The organism is Streptomyces sp. NBC_00322, from assembly GCF_036147535.1.
Taxonomy (GTDB): Bacteria; Actinomycetota; Actinomycetes; order Streptomycetales; family Streptomycetaceae; genus Streptomyces.
Genome location: NZ_CP108019.1, coordinates 892,394 through 909,217, shown reverse-complemented (window position 1 = coordinate 909,217; position 16,824 = coordinate 892,394). Strand labels below are relative to the sequence as shown.

Below are 16,824 nucleotides of genomic sequence, written 5' to 3'. Positions count from 1 at the left end.
CCGCCCGACAGGGCAGGCGGCGCGGGGGCAGGCGTGGGGGAGGGACGATGAGGCGCGTCGTCGTCACCGGCCTGGGCGTGGTCGCGCCCGGCGCAGTGGGCACGAAGGAATTCTGGTCGCTGCTCACCGCGGGCCGCACCGCCACCCGCGCCATCAGGCTCTTCGACCCCACCCCCTACCGTTCCCGCATCGCCGCCGAGGCCGACTTCCACCCGGCCGAACACCACTTCACCCCCGAAGAGACAGAACGCCTCGACAGGGCGGCCCAGTTCGCCCTTGTCAGCGCGCGTGAGGCGATCGCCGACAGCGGCCTGGACCGTACGGGGGATCCACTGCGCACCGGGGTCGCGCTCGGCAGTGCGGCCGGCTGCGTCACGGGCCTGAGCACCGAGTACGCCGTCGTCAGCGACTGCGGATCCACCTGGCACGTCGACCACAACCGCGCTGTGCCGCAGCTGCTCGACTACCTCGTGCCCAGCTCGCTGGCGGCCGAAGTGGCCCTGGACAGCGGCGCGCAGGGGCCCGTCACACTGTTCTCCAACGGCTGTACCTCGGGCCTAGACTCCATCGGGCACGCAGCCGCCCTGATCCGCGAGGACTGCACCGACGTCATGATCGCCGGTGGCACCGAGGCGCCCATCGCCCCGATCACCGTGGCCGGTTTCGACGCGCTGAAGGTGACCAGCCGGCGCAACGACGAGGCACAGACCGCCTCGCGCCCCTTCGACCGGACGCGCGACGGCTTCGTGCTCGGTGAGGGATCGGCCGTGCTGATCCTTGAGGAGTTCGAGCACGCGCGCCGCCGCGGCGCGAGGATGTACGCCGAGATCGCCGGCTTCGCCCGGCGCAGCAGCGCCTACCACATGACCGGGCTGCGCCCGGGTGGCCACGAACTGGCGCGGACCATCCGGGCCGCACTCGACCAGGCGCGGATCGACGCGGGCGATGTCGACTACATCAACGCCCACGGCGCGGGCACCCGGCAGAACGACGTGTACGAGACCGAGGCCCTCAAACGCAGCTTCGGCCCACACGCCTACCGCATCCCCGTCAGCTCCATCAAATCGATGATCGGCCACGCCCTCGGGGCGGCCGGCTCCCTCGACGTGACCGCGAGCGCGCTGGCCATCGAACACGGTGTGGTGCCGCCCACCGCCAATCTGCACGCCCTCGACCCGGCCTGTGACCTCGACTACACCCCGCTGACCGCCCGCGAGCAGCGCATCGACACGGTGCTCGGCGTCGGGAGCGGCTTCGGCGGATTCCACAGCGCCGTGGTCCTCACCCGCCCGCGTCCGGCAGCGTCCCCATGAGCGCCCGTACGCGCCGGGAGAAGCCCGTCGCCCTCGTCACCGGGATCGGGGTCGCCGCCCCCAACGGCCTGGGCGCCCGCGCCTGGTGGGCCGCCGTGCTGCGCGGTGAGAGCGGCATCGGGCCGCTGACCCGATTCGACGGCGACGAATATCCGGTACGGGTCGCGGGCGAGATCGACGGCTTCGTCGACGAGGACCACGTTCCTGCCCGGCTGCGGCCGGCCACCGACCGGATCACCCGGCTCACGCTCGCCGTGGCAGCCGAGGCCCTGGCCGACGCGGACGCCGCCCCCGCCCTGTCGGCCGACAGCAACGCCGGTGTCGTCACGGCCAGTTCCGCAGGCGGTGTCGAACTCGGCCAGAGCGAGCTGCAGGCACTGTGGAGCAAGGGGCGACGGCACGTCAGCGTCTACCACGCGAGCGCCTGGTTCCCCGCGGCCGGCCCTGGCCAGCTCGCCATCCGGCACCAACTGCACGGCCCCGGCGGCGCCGTCGTCACCGAGCAGGCGGGCGGCCTGGACGCGGTGGCACAGGCCCGCAGGCACCTGCGTAACGGCTCACGCCTGATGCTGGCCGGTGGCGTCGACTCGGCGCTGTGCCCATGGGCCTGGGCCGCGCACCTGGCGGCCGGCTCCCTGAGCACTGTCGCCGAACCGGCCCGCGCCTACCGGCCGTTCGCCCCGGACGCCTGCGGGCATGTCCTGGGTGAGGGCGGCGCGCTGATGGTCCTCGAAGACGCGGATACCGCACAGGCCCGGGGAGCGGCCGGTTACGGAACCGTCGCCGGATGCGCGGCCACCTTCGACGGGCCCGGCGTGCCCCGGCTGCGCGCGGCGGCCGAACTGGCCCTGGCCGACGCCGGCGTGAGCCCCGCCGACATCGACGTCGTGTTCGCCGACGCGGCAGGCGAGCGGGGCGCCGACCGGGCCGAGGCCGAGGCGATCTGCGCACTGTTCGGCCCGTACGGCGTCCCGGTCACCGCACCCAAGACCATGACCGGTCGCCTGCTGGCCGGTGGCTCCTCCCTCGATCTGGCCGCCGCCCTGTTCGCCCTGCGCGACGGCGTGGTGCCGCCGACCACCGCGACCGAACGCACCGCGGACGACTGCCCGCTGGACCTCGTGATCGGCGAGCCCCGGCGCGGCGGCGTGCTGCGCTGCGCGCTCGTCCTGGCCCGTGACAGGGGCGGGTTCAACTCCGCGGCCGTCGTACGCGGCCCCGGCTGACACCCCGCCAGGCATCCCTCAGGACACCCCTTCAGGCACCACGAGCGTGCCGAGCACGCAGGAAGAGAGGCCACCGTGGCACCGTTCAACCTGTCGGACCTGACCGCCCTGTTGCGCGCATGCGCGGGGGAGGGGGAGGCCGGGGACCTGGACGAGGGCGTGCTCGACGTGCCGTTCTTCGACCTCGGATACGACTCGCTGGCGATCCTGCAGACCACCGCCCGGATCGAGGACGAGCACGGGATCGGCCTCGACGAGGAGGCCATCGACGAGGCCGAGACCCCCCGCCAGTACCTCGACCTCGTCAACCGCGCCTTGGCCGTCCGCGGCACGGACACCCTGCACACCGACGCGGTGGTCGTCGGCGCGGGCCCGGCAGGTCTCGCCCTCACACTGATGCTGCTGCGGTCCGGGGTGAGGGTCGTGCTGGTGGAGCGCTCTCCATCGGCGGGCCGCGACTTCCACGGCGAGATCCTGCAGCCCGGCGGCCAGCGCATCCTGGACCAGCTGGGGGTGCTGGAGGCGGCCAGCGGCCGCGGCGCCGTGGCCCTGGACGGATTCCAGGTCCTGGAGCGGGACAGGCTGCTCCTGGACATCGACTACCGCCGCCTCGACGCACCGTACAACCGGCTGCTCGCCCTCCCGCAGCGCCATCTGCTCGACGAACTCCTGGCCCGCTGCCGCCAACTGCCCGGATTCCACTACCTGGGCGGCCACCGCATCAGCAGCCTGCTGCACCCGGACGAGGGCGGCGCGTGCGCGGGGGCCGTGGTGAGCGGACCCGGCGGGCGGCGCGCCACCGTGCGGGCCCAGGTTGTTGTGGGCTGCGACGGACGGTTCTCCAAGACCCGGCAGCTCGCCGGGATCGCTTCCGGCCGAACCGAAGCCTTCGACCAGGACGTGGTGTGGTTCGCGCTTCCGGCCTCCGGCCGCACGACCGGCCGGGTGCGGGTGCACCGGGCGGGAAGCGCCGCGGTACTCGTCCACGACTGCTGGCCCGACCGGCTCAGGATCGGCTGGACGCTGCCCCACCACACCTGGCAGCAGGCCGCCGCGCGCGGCATCGACGACATCCGGCGCGAACTGGCCGCCGCCCTGCCGTACTTGGCCGACCTGATCGACGAGCACCTCACACAGCTGTCCGACCTCACACTGCTCGACGTCTTCGCCGCCCGGGCCGGTCAGTGGGTGCGCGACGGCCTCGTGCTGGCCGGAGACAGTGCGCACACCCACGGCCCACTCGGCGCGCAGGGCATCAACCAGGCCCTCCAGGACGCCGCCGTCCTGCATCCGCTGCTCGTCGCCGCCCTCGCCGCCGGGGACTGCTCACAGGCGCGCCTGGCCGCCTTCGAGGCGGCGCGTGGACCCGCCGCCGACGCCGTGCTGCGGATGCAGCGCCTGCAGGCCGCGGCCTTCTTCGGGCACGGCGGACCACTCGCCGCCTTCCTGCGGGCCCGAGCCGCGCGGCTCGTCACGCGTACACCGCTCGGCGCGCGCATCACCCGGCGGATCGCCTATGGCCAGCCCCAAGTCCACGTACAGACCGATCTGTTCGCGGCGGACGGGAGCCGACCGGCTGCTCAGTCGTCGACCTCGATGTCGTAGAAGCCGTCGCGTTCCCACTGCCGGATGGTGGCGTGATCCTGTTCCACCACCGAGCGGTCCCGATGGATCAGATAGACGGCGCCGGGCCGGGTGAACAGGTCTTTGGTGCGACGGACGAACTCACCCGCGCGTCCGGCCGGAGCGAGCATGCTGTGGTACGAGGGCAGGGTCCGCAGCCGGGACCAGTCCAGGTCCCGGCGCAGCCGCCCGCTGCTCGGGCAGATGAAGCTCACACCACGGGCCTCGGCCAGCGGGGCGGTGGGCAGCCGCCTGGAGGTGTAGAGATCGGGGACGAGCATGGCGTGCACGGTGTTGGCCACCGGGTTGCGGCCGGTCGCCCGGGTCACCGCCGACACATCGATGGTGCCCTGCGGGCGTGCCGCGCTCTCGACCAGCCGCGGCCCGGCGGCGGTGTTGATGACCTCGGTGTGGGAGGGACCCCAGCGGGTCCCCAGCGCGTCCAGGACGTCTCGTACGTACGCGGCGACGCGCTGCGCGTCGGGGTTCTGGGGCGGGATCAGATCGATGTAGTCGTACACGGGCGCGCCCGCCAGCACGGTCTTGACGGAGCGCCAGATCTCCGTGACGGTGTGCTGCCCGTCCGCGGAGAGGCAGTTGACCATGTATTCGTCACCGCGCAGATACTCCTGTACGAGTACGGCCGCGTTGGTCTGGCCGTACACGCTGCGGCTGCCCAGGAGCTTGTCCGCGGCGGCTGCGGCCTCCTGCGGGCTCGTACAGCAGAACACGCCGTCCGTGCCCGCGCTGCGCAGGGGTTTGACGACGACCGGTCCGCCGCCGTGCCCGGCGGTCACCGCGTGCGCTTCCTCGGCGGTGGCGACCGCGGCGTGCCAGGCGGCCGGCACACCGGCGTCGGCGACTGCCCGCTGCATCCGAAGCTTGTCCCGGCGCGCGGCCGAGGAGGATGGCTCGTTGTTCCTCCTGAGCCCCAGCCGGGCGGCGAGCTCGTCGGCCGGCTCCACGCCCGATTCGGTGCCCGCGGCCACCCACCCGACGTGATACCGCCCCAGGGAGCGCAGCAGCGTCTCCCAGTCGCCGTCGAAGGAGTACTCCGCCCGGTAGCTTTCCGGGGCGTACGTGGCGCGGAAGGTTCCGGCCCGCTCCGCCCGGTTCTCCACGTGCACCGTGCCGATTCCGTACGCGGCGAAGGCGGGCGCGTACAGCGCTCCGGTGGAGTAGCCGTCGACGACGACGGCGACCCGCTCGTTCATGGTGTGCACGGGCATGCCACTACCTCCGACGGTCGGGGTGGGACCAGGCCGGCCTCGGTACCCGATAGACGAAGCTGATCGCCGTACGGGGCTCGCTGACCGTCGAGTTGGGGGCGGAGCGGTGCAGCATCATCCCGTCGAAGGCGACCGCCGAACCGGGTGGGAGCGGCACCGACACGGGCGCAGGTGCGGGCAGTACCCGGGCCGGGTCGACATGCGGTTCGACGGCGTCCGCGAGGGGCGGTTCGCCGGGGCGTCGTTCGCGGACGCCGCGGTGCTCGAACAGGCCGTGCCGGTGGGAGCCGGGGATGAACTGCAGACAGCCGTTGGCCTCGGTCGCCGCCTCGACCGCCACCCAGACGGTGACCACGCTGTGGGCGTCGGTGTCGAAGCCGTCGGGAGCGAACGCCATGTCCTGGTGCCACGGCTTCTCCGAGCCAAGCCGGGGCGGCTTGGCCCACAGGAAGGAGTTGACCAGCACGCCCGGCGCGCCCACGAGCTGGGGCACCAGGCTCTCGGGCAGGTCCAGTTCGGCCTGCAGCGCGGCCAGGTCCGGTGCGTAGTGGTGGGCCCGGCTCACCGAGCGCAGCAGCCCGGCGACCTGCGGATCGCCCTGCTGCCAGGCCACCCAGCCGCCCACGCCCGCCGCCTCCAGGACGAAGTCCCCGGCCGAGGAGTCAAGGCGGGCGGCTTCCTTGCGCAGCTGCGCGGCGGCGCGGCGCAGCCGGGCGAGCCCCGCCGCCGGCACCAGGCCGGGCAGCGGGACGAACCCGCCGCCCTCCAGGGTGCCGACGGCGGCATCGGTCACGTTGTGGGTCATAGCCAGTTGCCCTCCTGCATGAGGTCGCGCCCGGACAGTTCATTGACCTCCCGCCACGCCTGCACGTGCCGGGGCCTGATACGGAAGTACTGGTACGGCGTCTTCAGCTCACGCGGATCGAAGCCGGTCTTCTCGGCGAAGGTGTCCCCGAACTCGGGCCCGACGTCGTCCGGTTGAACGGGTGAGGCGACGCCCTCGACCAGGACAACATCGCGGGTCGCACCGAACGCGAGCCGCACCCGGCCGCCTGCCAGAAGGTTTCGGCTGGTGGGCGAGGTGCGCACCGTGGAGATGTAGAAGAAGGTGCCGTCCCACAGGAAGGACAGCGGCACCAGATAGGGCCCGCCGTCGGAGTCCGCGGTGGACACCCAGGTGTCGACGTCCTTCTCGAAGTGCACGAGGACATCGCGGCGGCGCTCTTCGCGGCTGCGCGGTGGTGCGAGAGTCATGGTGTTCTCCTCATCGGGGTGTACGGGGCCTGCCGACCGCGGCGAATCTACCGGGCTCCTCGCTGCGCAGGCCGCCGTCCGCGCCGACGCGGCGCACGTCGGAGAGGGCCAGACCGAGGAAGACGGGGGCTCCCACCAGGGCCGACAGCCACATCGCGCTGTGCAGTCCCACCACTTGGGCCAGTGCACCCCCGAGCAGCGCGCCCACCGGCAGCGCGCCCCAGGACACGAAGCGCACAGTGGCGTTCATCCGTCCCATCAGCGGCCGGGGGGTGACCGCCTGACGCACACTCACCTGATTGACGTTGAGCACCACCACACCGACCGCCTGGATCAGCAGGCCGCCGACCAGCAGGGCATCGACCAGCAGGGCGTGGGGCGCCGCGTACGCGGCCACTGGCAGCAGCAGTGGTCCGGCACCGCACAGCAGCGAGGCGGCGACGATGGTGGGCCCGGTGCCGAAGCGCCGGGCCGCCCGCCGGGAGGCGAGCGCTCCGCCCACCATCCCGGCACTGGACAGCGCCATCACCAGGCCGATCCGGGCCGGTGAGAAGCCCAGCTGACGGGTCGCATACGTGACGAGCAGGGCCGAGACCATGGCGTACGACAGATTGGTCAGGCACGACGTGATCGTGATGGGGGCCAGCAGCCGGTGGTGCCTGACGAACTTCAGGCCCTGGATGATGTCCTGGCACGGAAGCTGGCCGGTGCGCGCGGCAGGCTCCGGGGGGCGGGGCCGGCCGGGGATGCGCCACACCATCACGGCGGAGAAGAGGAACGAGACGATGTCCACGCACAGCGCCACGGGCCCGCGCAGCAGCCCGATCAGCCAGCCGCCCGCGGCGTGCCCGCCGACCAGAGCGCCCGAACGGGCAAGCTCCAGCTTGGAGTTGCCCTCGGCGAGGTCCTCGGCGGGCAGGATGTCGGGCAGATAGGACTGGTAGGCGATGTCGAAGAACACGGTGGCCGCGCCGATCGTCAGCCCGACGGCGTACAGCTGCGCCAGCGTGAGCACACCGAGCACATGGCTGACCGGGACGGTCAGCAGCACCAGCGCCCGCACGAGGTCTGCCGTGATGAGGACCGGCTTGCGCGGCATCCGGTCCACCCAGGCGCCCGCGGGCAGCCCGATCAGAAGATACGGCGCGACCTGCACGGCCTGAACGGCGCTCACCTCGAACGCGCTGGCATTCAGCGTCGTCAGGGCGGTCAGTGGCAGGGCGAGGATGCTGATCTGCGTACCGAACTGGGTGACCGCCTGGCCCGCCCACAGCCGGCGGAACGCCGGTTGCCGCAGCAGTCCCATGTCACACCCCCGCTGCCGAGGTGTCGCCGGGCCAGGCGGGGGCGTCGTAGGTGAACACGCCTGCCGTGCAGGCCCGTTGATCGGCGCCCATGCCCACCACGGCGCCCGCGTGGGCGGGCAGCGCGCGGGCGTAGGTGCCCGCGTGCCCGTCCGGAGTGAGGAACAGGCTCCACACGGTCCGCCAGTCCTCGGCGCGGCCGGTTGCCGGATCGAGGACGGGTTCCGGACGGGTGCGGGCGCGCTCCTGGACGACGGCGCCCGAGACATCGACCGATTCCAGTGCACGACGCCACCGGCCCGCGGGTGTCTCCCATCCGGCCAGCACGCCCGAACCGCCGTACTGAGCCCGGGGCTTGAGGATCAGCTCGTCCTGCCGGTCCAGGCACTCGGCGAACAGGTCCGGGGCACTGGTGCGTGCGTGGTGCGGCAACGACCTCGTCCAGGGCAGCAGCCGGTCGATCAGTGCAAGCTCTTCGGTACTGAAGCGATCGCGCAGGCGGGGCCGGGAGAGCAGCGAGAGCGCGCCCTTGTTGCTGAACAGATAGGACTCGAGAGGCGTCCACAGCACCACGGTGCCCTGCTCATGGGCCTGGAAGAGGGGTTCCACCATGGCCTCGCCGTCGGGCTCGGCCAGGATCTCCTCGGCGCAGAAGCAGCGCAGCACCAGATCCACTGCGGTGCCGCCCAGGGTGATCCGGTTCCCGCGGCTCCGGACCGCGTTCACCTCACCGACGCGGAAGTCCAGTCCCTCGGCGCGCATCAGCTCGGCGACCGCCTCCCACACGGCGCCGAACTTGGCCAGCCCGCCCGGCGCTTCGAGCAGGGCGACGACCGGGGTGCGTCCGCCCGCCACCGGGTGTGCAGCCGCCCGCAGGGTTTCGGCGACCAGGTGGCCGGTGTCCAGATACGTCAGCGCGTGCTCGGCCGCGAAGGACGCGAAACCCGGGGCCTGTGCCCACAGGCGGGGCAGCGTGCCCGCGCGGTCGATGCCGCCGAGCTCGCTCGCGATGTTGAACTCCAGGAGCCGGAATCGGCTTCCGTCGAAGCTCATGTCGGTGCGCCCGTACATCGGCGGCGCACCGCCGCCGAGGCGGGTGATCAGTTTCTGGGTGCGTTCGTCGATGCCGAGCGCGCGGCAGTACGCGTCCAGGTCGCCGTCGAAGAGCCGCTGCGGCAGCGAGGTGATCAGCTCGAAGAAGCCCGCCGTATCGGCCGCTGCTCGCTCCACTGCCTGTTGCGGGGCGAAGAGCGGCCGGGACAGCAGCCGGTTGCCTGCCGCCGCCGCGAGAGCGGGCGGCAGGCTGATCTCCTTGAGGACGGTGTGCAGCGGGCTGTGCGGATCCGCGCTCTCGCGCAGAAACGCCCCCGTCACCGGGTCCGTGGTCAGGTCGTCGGTCGTCGTGTTGTCGGACCTCGTGCTGTCGGTCGCCATGGCGGGCAACTGCCTTTCCCTCGGGGTCACGCGGTGCTCAGCCGCACGGCGTGAGCCGCCTTGTCGGCCTCGATCCAGCACGCGTCGGCGCTCCGCCCGGTGACGAGCACATAGCCGTAGCGGCTCATGATGTGACCGGCGGGCGGCAGCAGCAGCTCCTGGCCCGGCGCAGCCAGCGCCTGCGCCCGCACGGCGGAGGCGGGCAGTGCCGCCGCGTCCACGTGCACGCCGGCGGCCACACAGTCCTGTTCGGGGTAGAGGAAGCGGATCGCCGCGCAATGACGGCGGCGCTCGGGTGGTGGGAGTATGCGGCCGCAGGCGATCGCGACGGCCCAGTGACCCGGGTCGACCCCGCAGGCGAACGAGGCCACGAGAGGAATGAGATCGCCGCCGAGGCGGGCGTTGATCTCGATCACCTTGGGTCCGGCCGCCGACAGCATGAGTTCGGTGTGGGTGATCCCGGTGTCGTAGCCCACCGCCGCATGCGCCCGCCGCAGCACGTCAAGCAGCTCGGGGTCGTCCAGCAGCGGATCGGCGGCGTCGACGCTGTGCGCGATCTCCTCGAAGTACGGCTCGAATCCGCAGACTTTGCGGGCGATGTACAGCGTGGTCAGCTCGCCGTTGAGCAGTGCCGCGTCGATGCTGATCTCCTCGCCGCGCAGGTACTCCTCGACCAGGACGCTCCCGCCGAAGTCCGGCGCACCGGCCATGACCACGGTTCCCGCCGCGGTGTACGCCGCCTCCACCTCCGCGGGCGATGCGGCCCGGCTCACTCCGACGCTGGCCCCCAGACCGCGCGGCTTGACGACCACCGGGAAGCCGATACGGTCCGCGGCCCGCTGGGCCTCGGCCGCCGATGCCACGGGGAGGGAGCGGGCCTGGGGCACGCCCGCGGCATCGAGGGCCCGGCGGGTGCCGTGCTTGTCGCGGCACAGCCCTACGGCCCCGGGCGGCGAACCGGGCAGGCCCAACTCCTGCTGCAGCCGGGCGCTCTGCTCCACCAGCAGCTCGTTCCAGCACAGCACCCCGGCCACGGTGTGCCGGGTCGCCACCGAACGGGCCGCGGTCTTCAGGGCGCCGGCGTCATGGAGGTCGACCACGGTGTGGCCGCACAGATACGGCAGCTCCCACGTGGGCTCGGTGTCCAGGAACAGCCAGATACGGGCATGGGTGGCGGCCATCGACAGGAGATATTCGCGGAACTGCTGAACGCCACTGTGCACCAGGAGGACCAGCGGAAGATTCCCGGTATCGGCCACTGAGTTCACCCCGTACCTCTCACGACGCGGCTCTCGTGAAGGAGAGCAATTGTGCGGCTGCGGCTGAACTGCCCGCCGCTGGGACGCTAGCGCCGGAAGGCCCCCTGATTCTCCGGACAGGCAAAGATTTGTAGCTCCCCGGAGAGATTTGTCATTGCTATCCGAAACTTGTCATTGCTGTCGACGTATGTTTCCGGCCAGGTGTGAGTACACTGCGGCGTGACTGGATTCTGTTCTCAACAGGGCGAACACTGCTCGTGCTTGGCGAGTCTGCGGGGTCCAAGCGTGAAAATCGGCCAGCCCTCACAGCCTCCCCGTGAATTCGCTATTGACGATCCGGTGACTCGGGATTCACTCTGATTCCGCTCGGCGACTGATTGAGGTCGCTGGACTTACCCTTTGTGGAAGGAGGAGGATTCTCATGGAGAAGGACTTCATCGGGTCGCGTGACAACGGCCAGGGCATCGAGAAGTGGTAATACTGCTCCACCCGTTCCACGCACCCCGAAATACCTAAAAAGCCGCCCGCATGTATGACAGTGCGGGCGGCTTCACAACGTCTTGAGGGAGAGATCTGGTGGTTGGCAACCTTCCGTCGGCGACCGTGGAGTTGTCGCCGGAGTTTCTCGAGGTGGACCACTCGGACGACGCGCGCTACTGGGCGTCGGTCGAGGCCGTCGTGGATCTCGCCGACCGTCGCGGCCGGGACCGAGCCGGCATCCCCTTGCTCATCGGCCTCGCGGTCAAGCACCCGCAGTGGCCGGTGCGCGCCGCTGCCGTACGACTTCTCGCCGCCCACCACCGCGACGACGCGACAGCGGCAGCCGCGGTCGCCGCCGCCACCCACGACCCCGTGGACTGGGTGGCGTTCACCGCCCTCAAGGTGGTGACCGAGCACCGTATCCGGGCTGCCGTGCCGGACATGATCCGTATCTCGGGATGGCCGAGCAACTTCGCCCGCGACGACTACGCCCGCAAACCGGTCGGCTGCGGGGCCGCGTTCACCAAGCGCGCCCTGCTCGCCATCTTCGGCACCCGGGACCCTCAGGAGCTGCGCCGCCTGGAGGACGAGTACTTCACGGACATGCGCGCCCGTGTCGCCGCGCACGCCCGCCGCCCGCGCCTGAACGACGACGTCGTGCTGGTGCCCGCCGGTCCCTTCCTGGCCGGTACCGCCTCGTCCGCCGGCGGGCCCTTCCGCATGAAGCAGGGCGACAACCCGCTGCGTGCCGAGACCCTGCCCGCCTTCCACATCGACCGGACCACCGTCACCAACGCCCGCTACGCCGAGTTCCTGGACAAGGCCTCGGACACGGGGGAATACGACCACCCGGACCAGCCCGAGGAGCGCCGCCACCACCAGCCGGCCCACTGGCACGACGCCCGCTTCAACGAGCCGGGCATGCCCGTGGTCGGCCTCGACTGGTACGACGCCTGGGCCTTCGCCAACTGGGCCGGCGGCACCCTGCCCAGTGAGCTGCAGTGGGAGAAGGCGGCCCGCGGTACGGACGGCCGCGCCTACCCGTGGGGGGACAGCTTCGAGCCGGACCGGGTGAACTACGTCGAGCGCTCCTACGGCCGGCCGGTCGCCGACCTGGACGAGCTGGAAGCGCTGCTGGTCACCACGACCCCCGACGACACCCCGCCCCACCCGGTGCTCGCCTCCGACAGCCTGCCCACGGGCGCCAGCCCCTACGGCGTGCTCCAGATGTCCGGGAACGTATGGGAGCTGACCCGCACCAACTACTACACCGGCGAGGACATGGATCCCTTCTTCAAGGGGCGCCACCCCATGGAGTTCATGAACCGCAAAGAGGCCTTCCATGTGCTGCGCGGCGGCACCTGGACCTCGCCGCCGGTGTGCCTGACCACCTTCTACCGGGGCAAGGACCTGATCACCGATCTGCACAACGAGGTCGGATTCCGCTGCGTGTACGAGGCGCAATGATGCGGCTGACATCCCTGGGGCATGCCGCCGTCCTCATCGAGACCGGCGAGCGGCGCATCCTGGTCGACCCGTGGCTCACCCAGCGTCTGGACCGCTTCTGGGAGCACCATCCCGCGCTGCCCGACGGGCTGCTCGACGTCCTGGACGGCGGCGTGGACCACATCGTCTTCAGCCACCACCACTTCGACCACCACCACTTCCCCTCCCTCGCCCGGATCCTTCAGGACAGTGAGGTCGACTTCGACGACAGCCCGCACCGCGCGCCGGACACGGACTGCGTCTTCCCCGTCGGCCCCGTCCCGCCCCGGTTCACCGGATCAGGACTCGGCCACCAGGCGATCCAATGGACCCTGCGCCGCCTCGGCTTCGAACGCCTGACCCCCCTCACCCCCGGCAGCACCCTGCACCTGGGCGACACAGTCCTGCACACCTTCGTCTCCGACGTCACCTTCCCCGAGATGAGCATCCTGGTGCAGAGTGGCGAGGCGTCCGTGATGCTCTGCGGCGACGCGATCCTGCACGAGTCGACCGTGCGGCACTTCGCCCGCCCCGACGCCCCCCGGATCGACGTCGCCTTCGTGCCGGCGCACAGCATGTCGCCGCCCGGCGTGCTCACCGAGCGCCGCCCGCTCGCCGACACCGAGTCCGTACGCGCCCGCGCGGTCGCGAACTTCGACCGCTACGCGACCACCCTGAACGCGGGCCTGACCGTCCCGTCGTCCTTCGGCTGGAAGGTCAGCGGCGAGGGTGCTCAGGACTACTCCTGGTGCAACCGCACCATCTTTCCCCTCACCCCCTACCAAGCCCTCGGCCGCCTGCGCGAGTTGGGCAAGGACGGTCTGTTGTGGGGGCCCGGACAGATCATCGAGGTCGCCGACGGCAGTGCCCAACTGCACAACGGCCCCCATGCGCCCAAGGGGTACGACTTCGAGGCCGTCTACGCAGAGGTGAGTCTGGACGAGGCCACCGCCGTCCCGCAGTTCGCCCCCGAACGCGACCGCCACGGCCGCCAGACTCGCAGGGCCGAAGACCTGCTCGCGGACCTGATGGAACGCCTCGTCGGCACCGACTTCTGGTACCGCGCCATCGACAGCGGCGCGACCCACACCATCTCGCTGCACGAGGGCGGCGGCGAGGGCGGCGGCGAGGGCGGCGGCGAGGAAGGCGCCACCCACAGCCACCTTCTGGACCCGGTGACCGGCCGCGTCGTCCATCTGGGACCCGGACCGGCCCGCCGGCACCTCACCCAGGACACCGGATACACAGAGATCGCCGCGAGCACCCTGCAGGCCCTGCTGGACAGCGAGTTGCTCTACGGCAGCTCGTACGGACTGTGGGCCAGCAACAGCAATCTGCTCTCCGCCGTCTTCCACCAGCCCGTCCACTACACCCGGCATGTTGACCAGGTCCTGGGCAGGCCCGGCGATGGGTGAGACGGCCGGGCGGCGCGTCGTCGTCGACCACCACAGCAACTGCCTGCGGGACAACCCGCTGGGGGACCCGTACACCCGGCGGATCGAGGTGCTGCTGCCGCCGGGATACCGGGAGGACGCGCGCCACCCCGTCGTCTACTGGCTGCCCGGCTTCGGTGCCGCCCCCACCCTGACGAACCGCCCGCTGGCGTTCGGCGACTCGGTGGCCGGCCGGCTCCAGGCGGCCATGGCGCGCGGCGAGATCCCCGCGGCGCTCCTGGTGGTGCCGGACTGCACGACCGCGTACGGCGGTTCGCAGTACATCGACTCTCCGGCCTGCGGCCGCTACCTCACCCACCTCACCGAGGTCGTCGCCGAGGTGGACCGGCGCTTTGCCACCCGGGCCGAGCCCGCCTGTCGCGCGATCGCGGGCAAGTCGAGCGGCGGCTACGGCGCCCTGATCGCCGCCATGCACACCGACCTTTTCGGCGCGGTACTCGCCCACACCCCCGACGCGGGCTTCGAGCACTGCTATCTGCCGCTGCTCCCGGGCGTACTGGACACGATCGAAGCAGCGGGCGGCATCGAGCAGTTCCTGGATCGCCGCGACAGCGGGCCGCACGATGTGGCGTTCATGGTCGCGATGAGTCTGCTGGCCATGGGCATGTGCTACGCCCCCGAGCCCGGGTTTCGGGCCGCGCAGACCCTGCCCTGCGATCCGCGCACCGGGCTCTTCCGCCCCCAGGTGTGGGAGCGCTGGCTGCGGCACGATCCCGTACGCACCGCCGCCGCGCACGCCGAACGACTGCGGGCGCTGCGGCTGCTCTACCTGGAGACCGGGCGCCGCGACGAATACCACATGCACTGGGGCGTCAGGGCGCTGCACGCCACGCTGCAGGAGCTCGGCATCGCGCACGAATACCAGGAACACGACGGCGGCCACCACGGCATCGAGCACCGCTTCACCGCCTCCCTGGGCCGCCTCGGCCGGGTGTGGCACACCGCGGCAGTCACCACGGGAGGGCGCTGACATGTGCGGCATCGCAGGGTTCATCCCGCTCGGCGCGCCGCGCGAGCGGCAGTGGCTCGCGGCACTCGGCACCGCCATGACCGAGGCGATGGCCCACCGCGGCGAATCCGCGGCCGCCCCCTGGGTGGCACCGTCGGGCGCGGCGATGCTCGCCTGCGTCCGGCTCGCCGTCCAGGACCGGACCGGCGCCGGAGACCAGCCCATGGCAGACCCCGACGGGCGGTTTGTACTGGTCAACAACGGCGAGGTGTACGCCTCCCGCGCGCCGCTCGCGCCGCCGTGGCCACGGCGTACCCACTGCGACACCGAATTCGTCCTGCAACAGGTCAGCCGGGCCACCGACGAAGCGGCCGTACTGAGCAACCTGGACGGCATGTTCGCGCTCGCCTGGCACGACACCCGCACCCGGCGCACCGTCCTGGCCCGCGACCACTTCGGCGTCAAGCCGCTCCACTACTGCTACACCGACGACGGGCTTCTCTTCGCCTCCGAGGCCCAGGCCCTGCTCGCCACCGGACTGATCCGGCCGGAGGTCGACCCCGCCGAGTTCGTGCTGCGCTCCTGGGTGCGGATGGACGCGGCGGACGAACACACCTGGCTGTCCGGCATCCGCGCGCTCCAGCCGGCCGAGTACCTGGTCGTGGACTCGCCCCGGGTGCGCCTACGCCGCTACTGGCAGCCCGAGCCGTCCGACGAGGTGGTCGGTGCCGAGGAGATCCGCGCCGCCTTCGACCGCGCCGTCGCCCTGCGTTCGGTGGCGGACGTGCCCCGGGCCGCGGTGCTCAGCGGCGGCGTCGACAGCTCGGCGATCTTCTCGGCGCTGCACAGCAATGGAGTCGAGGTGGCCCCCTATGTCGCACACTACGAGGACGGCATCGGCGGCTCCGGCAGCGACGTCGACTACGCCCGTCTGGTGTCCGACGCCCACGGCGTCCCGCTCACCGTCTGCGAACTGTCGCGCCGCGACGCGGTCACCCTCGTCCCGGAGGTCGCGCACCGGCTCATGCGGCCCCTGCTGCACGGCGCCGAACTCGCCATGTACCAGCTCTACCGGCGGATCTCCGCCGAGGGCCAGGTCGTCGTCTACTCCGGACACGGGGCCGACGAGATGTGGGGCTACCAGGACGGCGGCTACTTCCCCGTCGTCGACCCCGCGGCCGCGACTCACGTGCATGGCCGCCACTACCTCACCCACCGCCTGTACCGCGACGAACGCCCGCTGTGGGGCGAACTGATCGAGTGGCTGGCACGCGAACTCGGCGTCGACATGGACGACATCAGGCAGCGGGTGTGGGACAGGGTGCTCAGGGAGTACCGGGCGCTGGACACCCTCGACCCGCTCAAGCGCGGCAGACACCATCTGATGCGCCGCTTCCTCGTCTACGTCAACGACATGGTGGACCTCACCTCCTCGACGTACACACTCGAGGACCGGCCCGTGTTCCAGGACGTCACCCTGGCCGAACTCGCCTTCCGCTGCCCGGAACATCTCAAGAGCCCCTCGGCGCCCGGCCGCCACAAGGAACTGCTGAAATCCGCGCTCGGCACCCTGCTGCCGCCCGCCGTCGTCCAGCGCCGCAAGCAGGGTTTCCCCTCGCCCACCGACCCCGTCTACGAGCAGGCGCTGCGGAACCTGGCGGCCGAGCAGGGACTGCCGTTCGGACTCACCGGCCTGCCCGGGCACCTCTACGACGCCCTGGGGGCAGGGGAGTTGATGTTCCTCGCCTCCAGCTCCGCCTGGCTGGAGCGGCTGCGGACGCCGGAGCCCACCCCCATGTAGAAGGAGAAACACC

13 protein-coding genes are annotated in these 16,824 nt (G+C 71.5%); 7 read left to right on the top strand and 6 right to left on the bottom strand.

Annotation, left to right across the window (positions count from 1 at the left end):
* Nucleotides 1-47 precede the first annotated feature (47 nt).
* The 3 genes from OG905_RS04120 to OG905_RS04110 all read left to right on the top strand — a co-directional run bounded on the left by OG905_RS04120 (nt 48) and on the right by OG905_RS04110 (nt 4,144).
* Nucleotides 48-1,313, top strand: a complete 1,266-nt coding sequence (locus OG905_RS04120) for a beta-ketoacyl-[acyl-carrier-protein] synthase family protein (RefSeq protein ID WP_328666225.1) — start codon at nt 48-50, stop codon at nt 1,311-1,313.
* Entirely contained in the window at nt 1,310-2,539 is a 1,230-nt protein-coding gene (locus OG905_RS04115) for a beta-ketoacyl synthase N-terminal-like domain-containing protein (RefSeq protein WP_328666224.1), read from the top strand. Before OG905_RS04120 ends, OG905_RS04115 begins: the two co-directional genes overlap by 4 nt.
* 75 nt (nt 2,540-2,614) lie before the next feature.
* Nucleotides 2,615-4,144, top strand: coding sequence for an FAD-dependent monooxygenase (locus OG905_RS04110; RefSeq protein ID WP_328666223.1), 1,530 nt, complete (start codon nt 2,615-2,617; stop codon nt 4,142-4,144).
* Here the strand turns inward: OG905_RS04110 and OG905_RS04105 are convergent.
* From OG905_RS04105 to OG905_RS04080, 6 genes are read right to left on the bottom strand one after another with little or no spacing between them, the layout of a single operon-like run.
* Nucleotides 4,120-5,391, bottom strand: coding sequence for an ATP-grasp domain-containing protein (locus tag OG905_RS04105; protein WP_328666222.1), 1,272 nt, complete (start codon nt 5,389-5,391; stop codon nt 4,120-4,122). The genes OG905_RS04110 and OG905_RS04105 overlap by 25 nt on opposite strands.
* Before the next feature lie 4 nt (nt 5,392-5,395).
* The gene (locus OG905_RS04100; protein ID WP_328666221.1) at nt 5,396-6,196 is read right to left on the bottom strand and encodes a phytanoyl-CoA dioxygenase family protein; all 801 of its coding nucleotides are present in this window, start codon (nt 6,194-6,196) and stop codon (nt 5,396-5,398) included.
* Nucleotides 6,193-6,645 (bottom strand): pyridoxamine 5'-phosphate oxidase family protein, encoded by a 453-nt coding sequence (locus tag OG905_RS04095; RefSeq protein WP_328666220.1) that lies wholly within the window; start codon nt 6,643-6,645, stop codon nt 6,193-6,195. Before OG905_RS04095 ends, OG905_RS04100 begins: the two co-directional genes overlap by 4 nt.
* 10 nt (nt 6,646-6,655) lie before the next feature.
* Nucleotides 6,656-7,951, bottom strand: coding sequence for an MFS transporter (locus OG905_RS04090; RefSeq protein ID WP_328666219.1), 1,296 nt, complete (start codon nt 7,949-7,951; stop codon nt 6,656-6,658).
* Nucleotide 7,952: 1 nt separating this feature from the next.
* Nucleotides 7,953-9,383 carry a hypothetical protein gene (locus OG905_RS04085; RefSeq protein WP_328666218.1) on the bottom strand — a complete coding sequence of 477 codons (1,431 nt, stop codon included), beginning with the start codon at nt 9,381-9,383 and terminating at the stop codon, nt 7,953-7,955.
* 26 nt (nt 9,384-9,409) lie between these two features.
* The gene (locus OG905_RS04080) at nt 9,410-10,642 is read right to left on the bottom strand and encodes an ATP-grasp domain-containing protein (RefSeq protein ID WP_328666217.1); all 1,233 of its coding nucleotides are present in this window, start codon (nt 10,640-10,642) and stop codon (nt 9,410-9,412) included.
* A 576-nt stretch (nt 10,643-11,218) separates the two neighbouring features.
* On the opposite strand from OG905_RS04080, the gene OG905_RS04075 reads away from it, so the two are divergent.
* From OG905_RS04075 to OG905_RS04060, 4 genes are read left to right on the top strand one after another with little or no spacing between them, the layout of a single operon-like run.
* Nucleotides 11,219-12,589 carry a formylglycine-generating enzyme family protein gene (locus OG905_RS04075; RefSeq protein WP_328666216.1) on the top strand — a complete coding sequence of 457 codons (1,371 nt, stop codon included), beginning with the start codon at nt 11,219-11,221 and terminating at the stop codon, nt 12,587-12,589.
* A complete protein-coding gene (locus OG905_RS04070; RefSeq protein ID WP_328666215.1) occupies nt 12,586-14,022 on the top strand; it encodes an MBL fold metallo-hydrolase in 1,437 nt (478 codons plus the stop codon). The genes OG905_RS04075 and OG905_RS04070 overlap by 4 nt, the downstream gene beginning before the upstream one ends.
* Nucleotides 14,015-15,031: an alpha/beta hydrolase-fold protein gene (locus OG905_RS04065; protein ID WP_328666214.1), complete on the top strand. Its 1,017-nt coding sequence runs from the start codon at nt 14,015-14,017 to the stop codon at nt 15,029-15,031. Before OG905_RS04070 ends, OG905_RS04065 begins: the two co-directional genes overlap by 8 nt.
* 1 nt (nt 15,032) lies before the next feature.
* A complete protein-coding gene (locus tag OG905_RS04060) occupies nt 15,033-16,811 on the top strand; it encodes an asparagine synthetase B family protein (RefSeq protein ID WP_328666213.1) in 1,779 nt (592 codons plus the stop codon).
* Nucleotides 16,812-16,824: the final 13 nt, after the last annotated feature.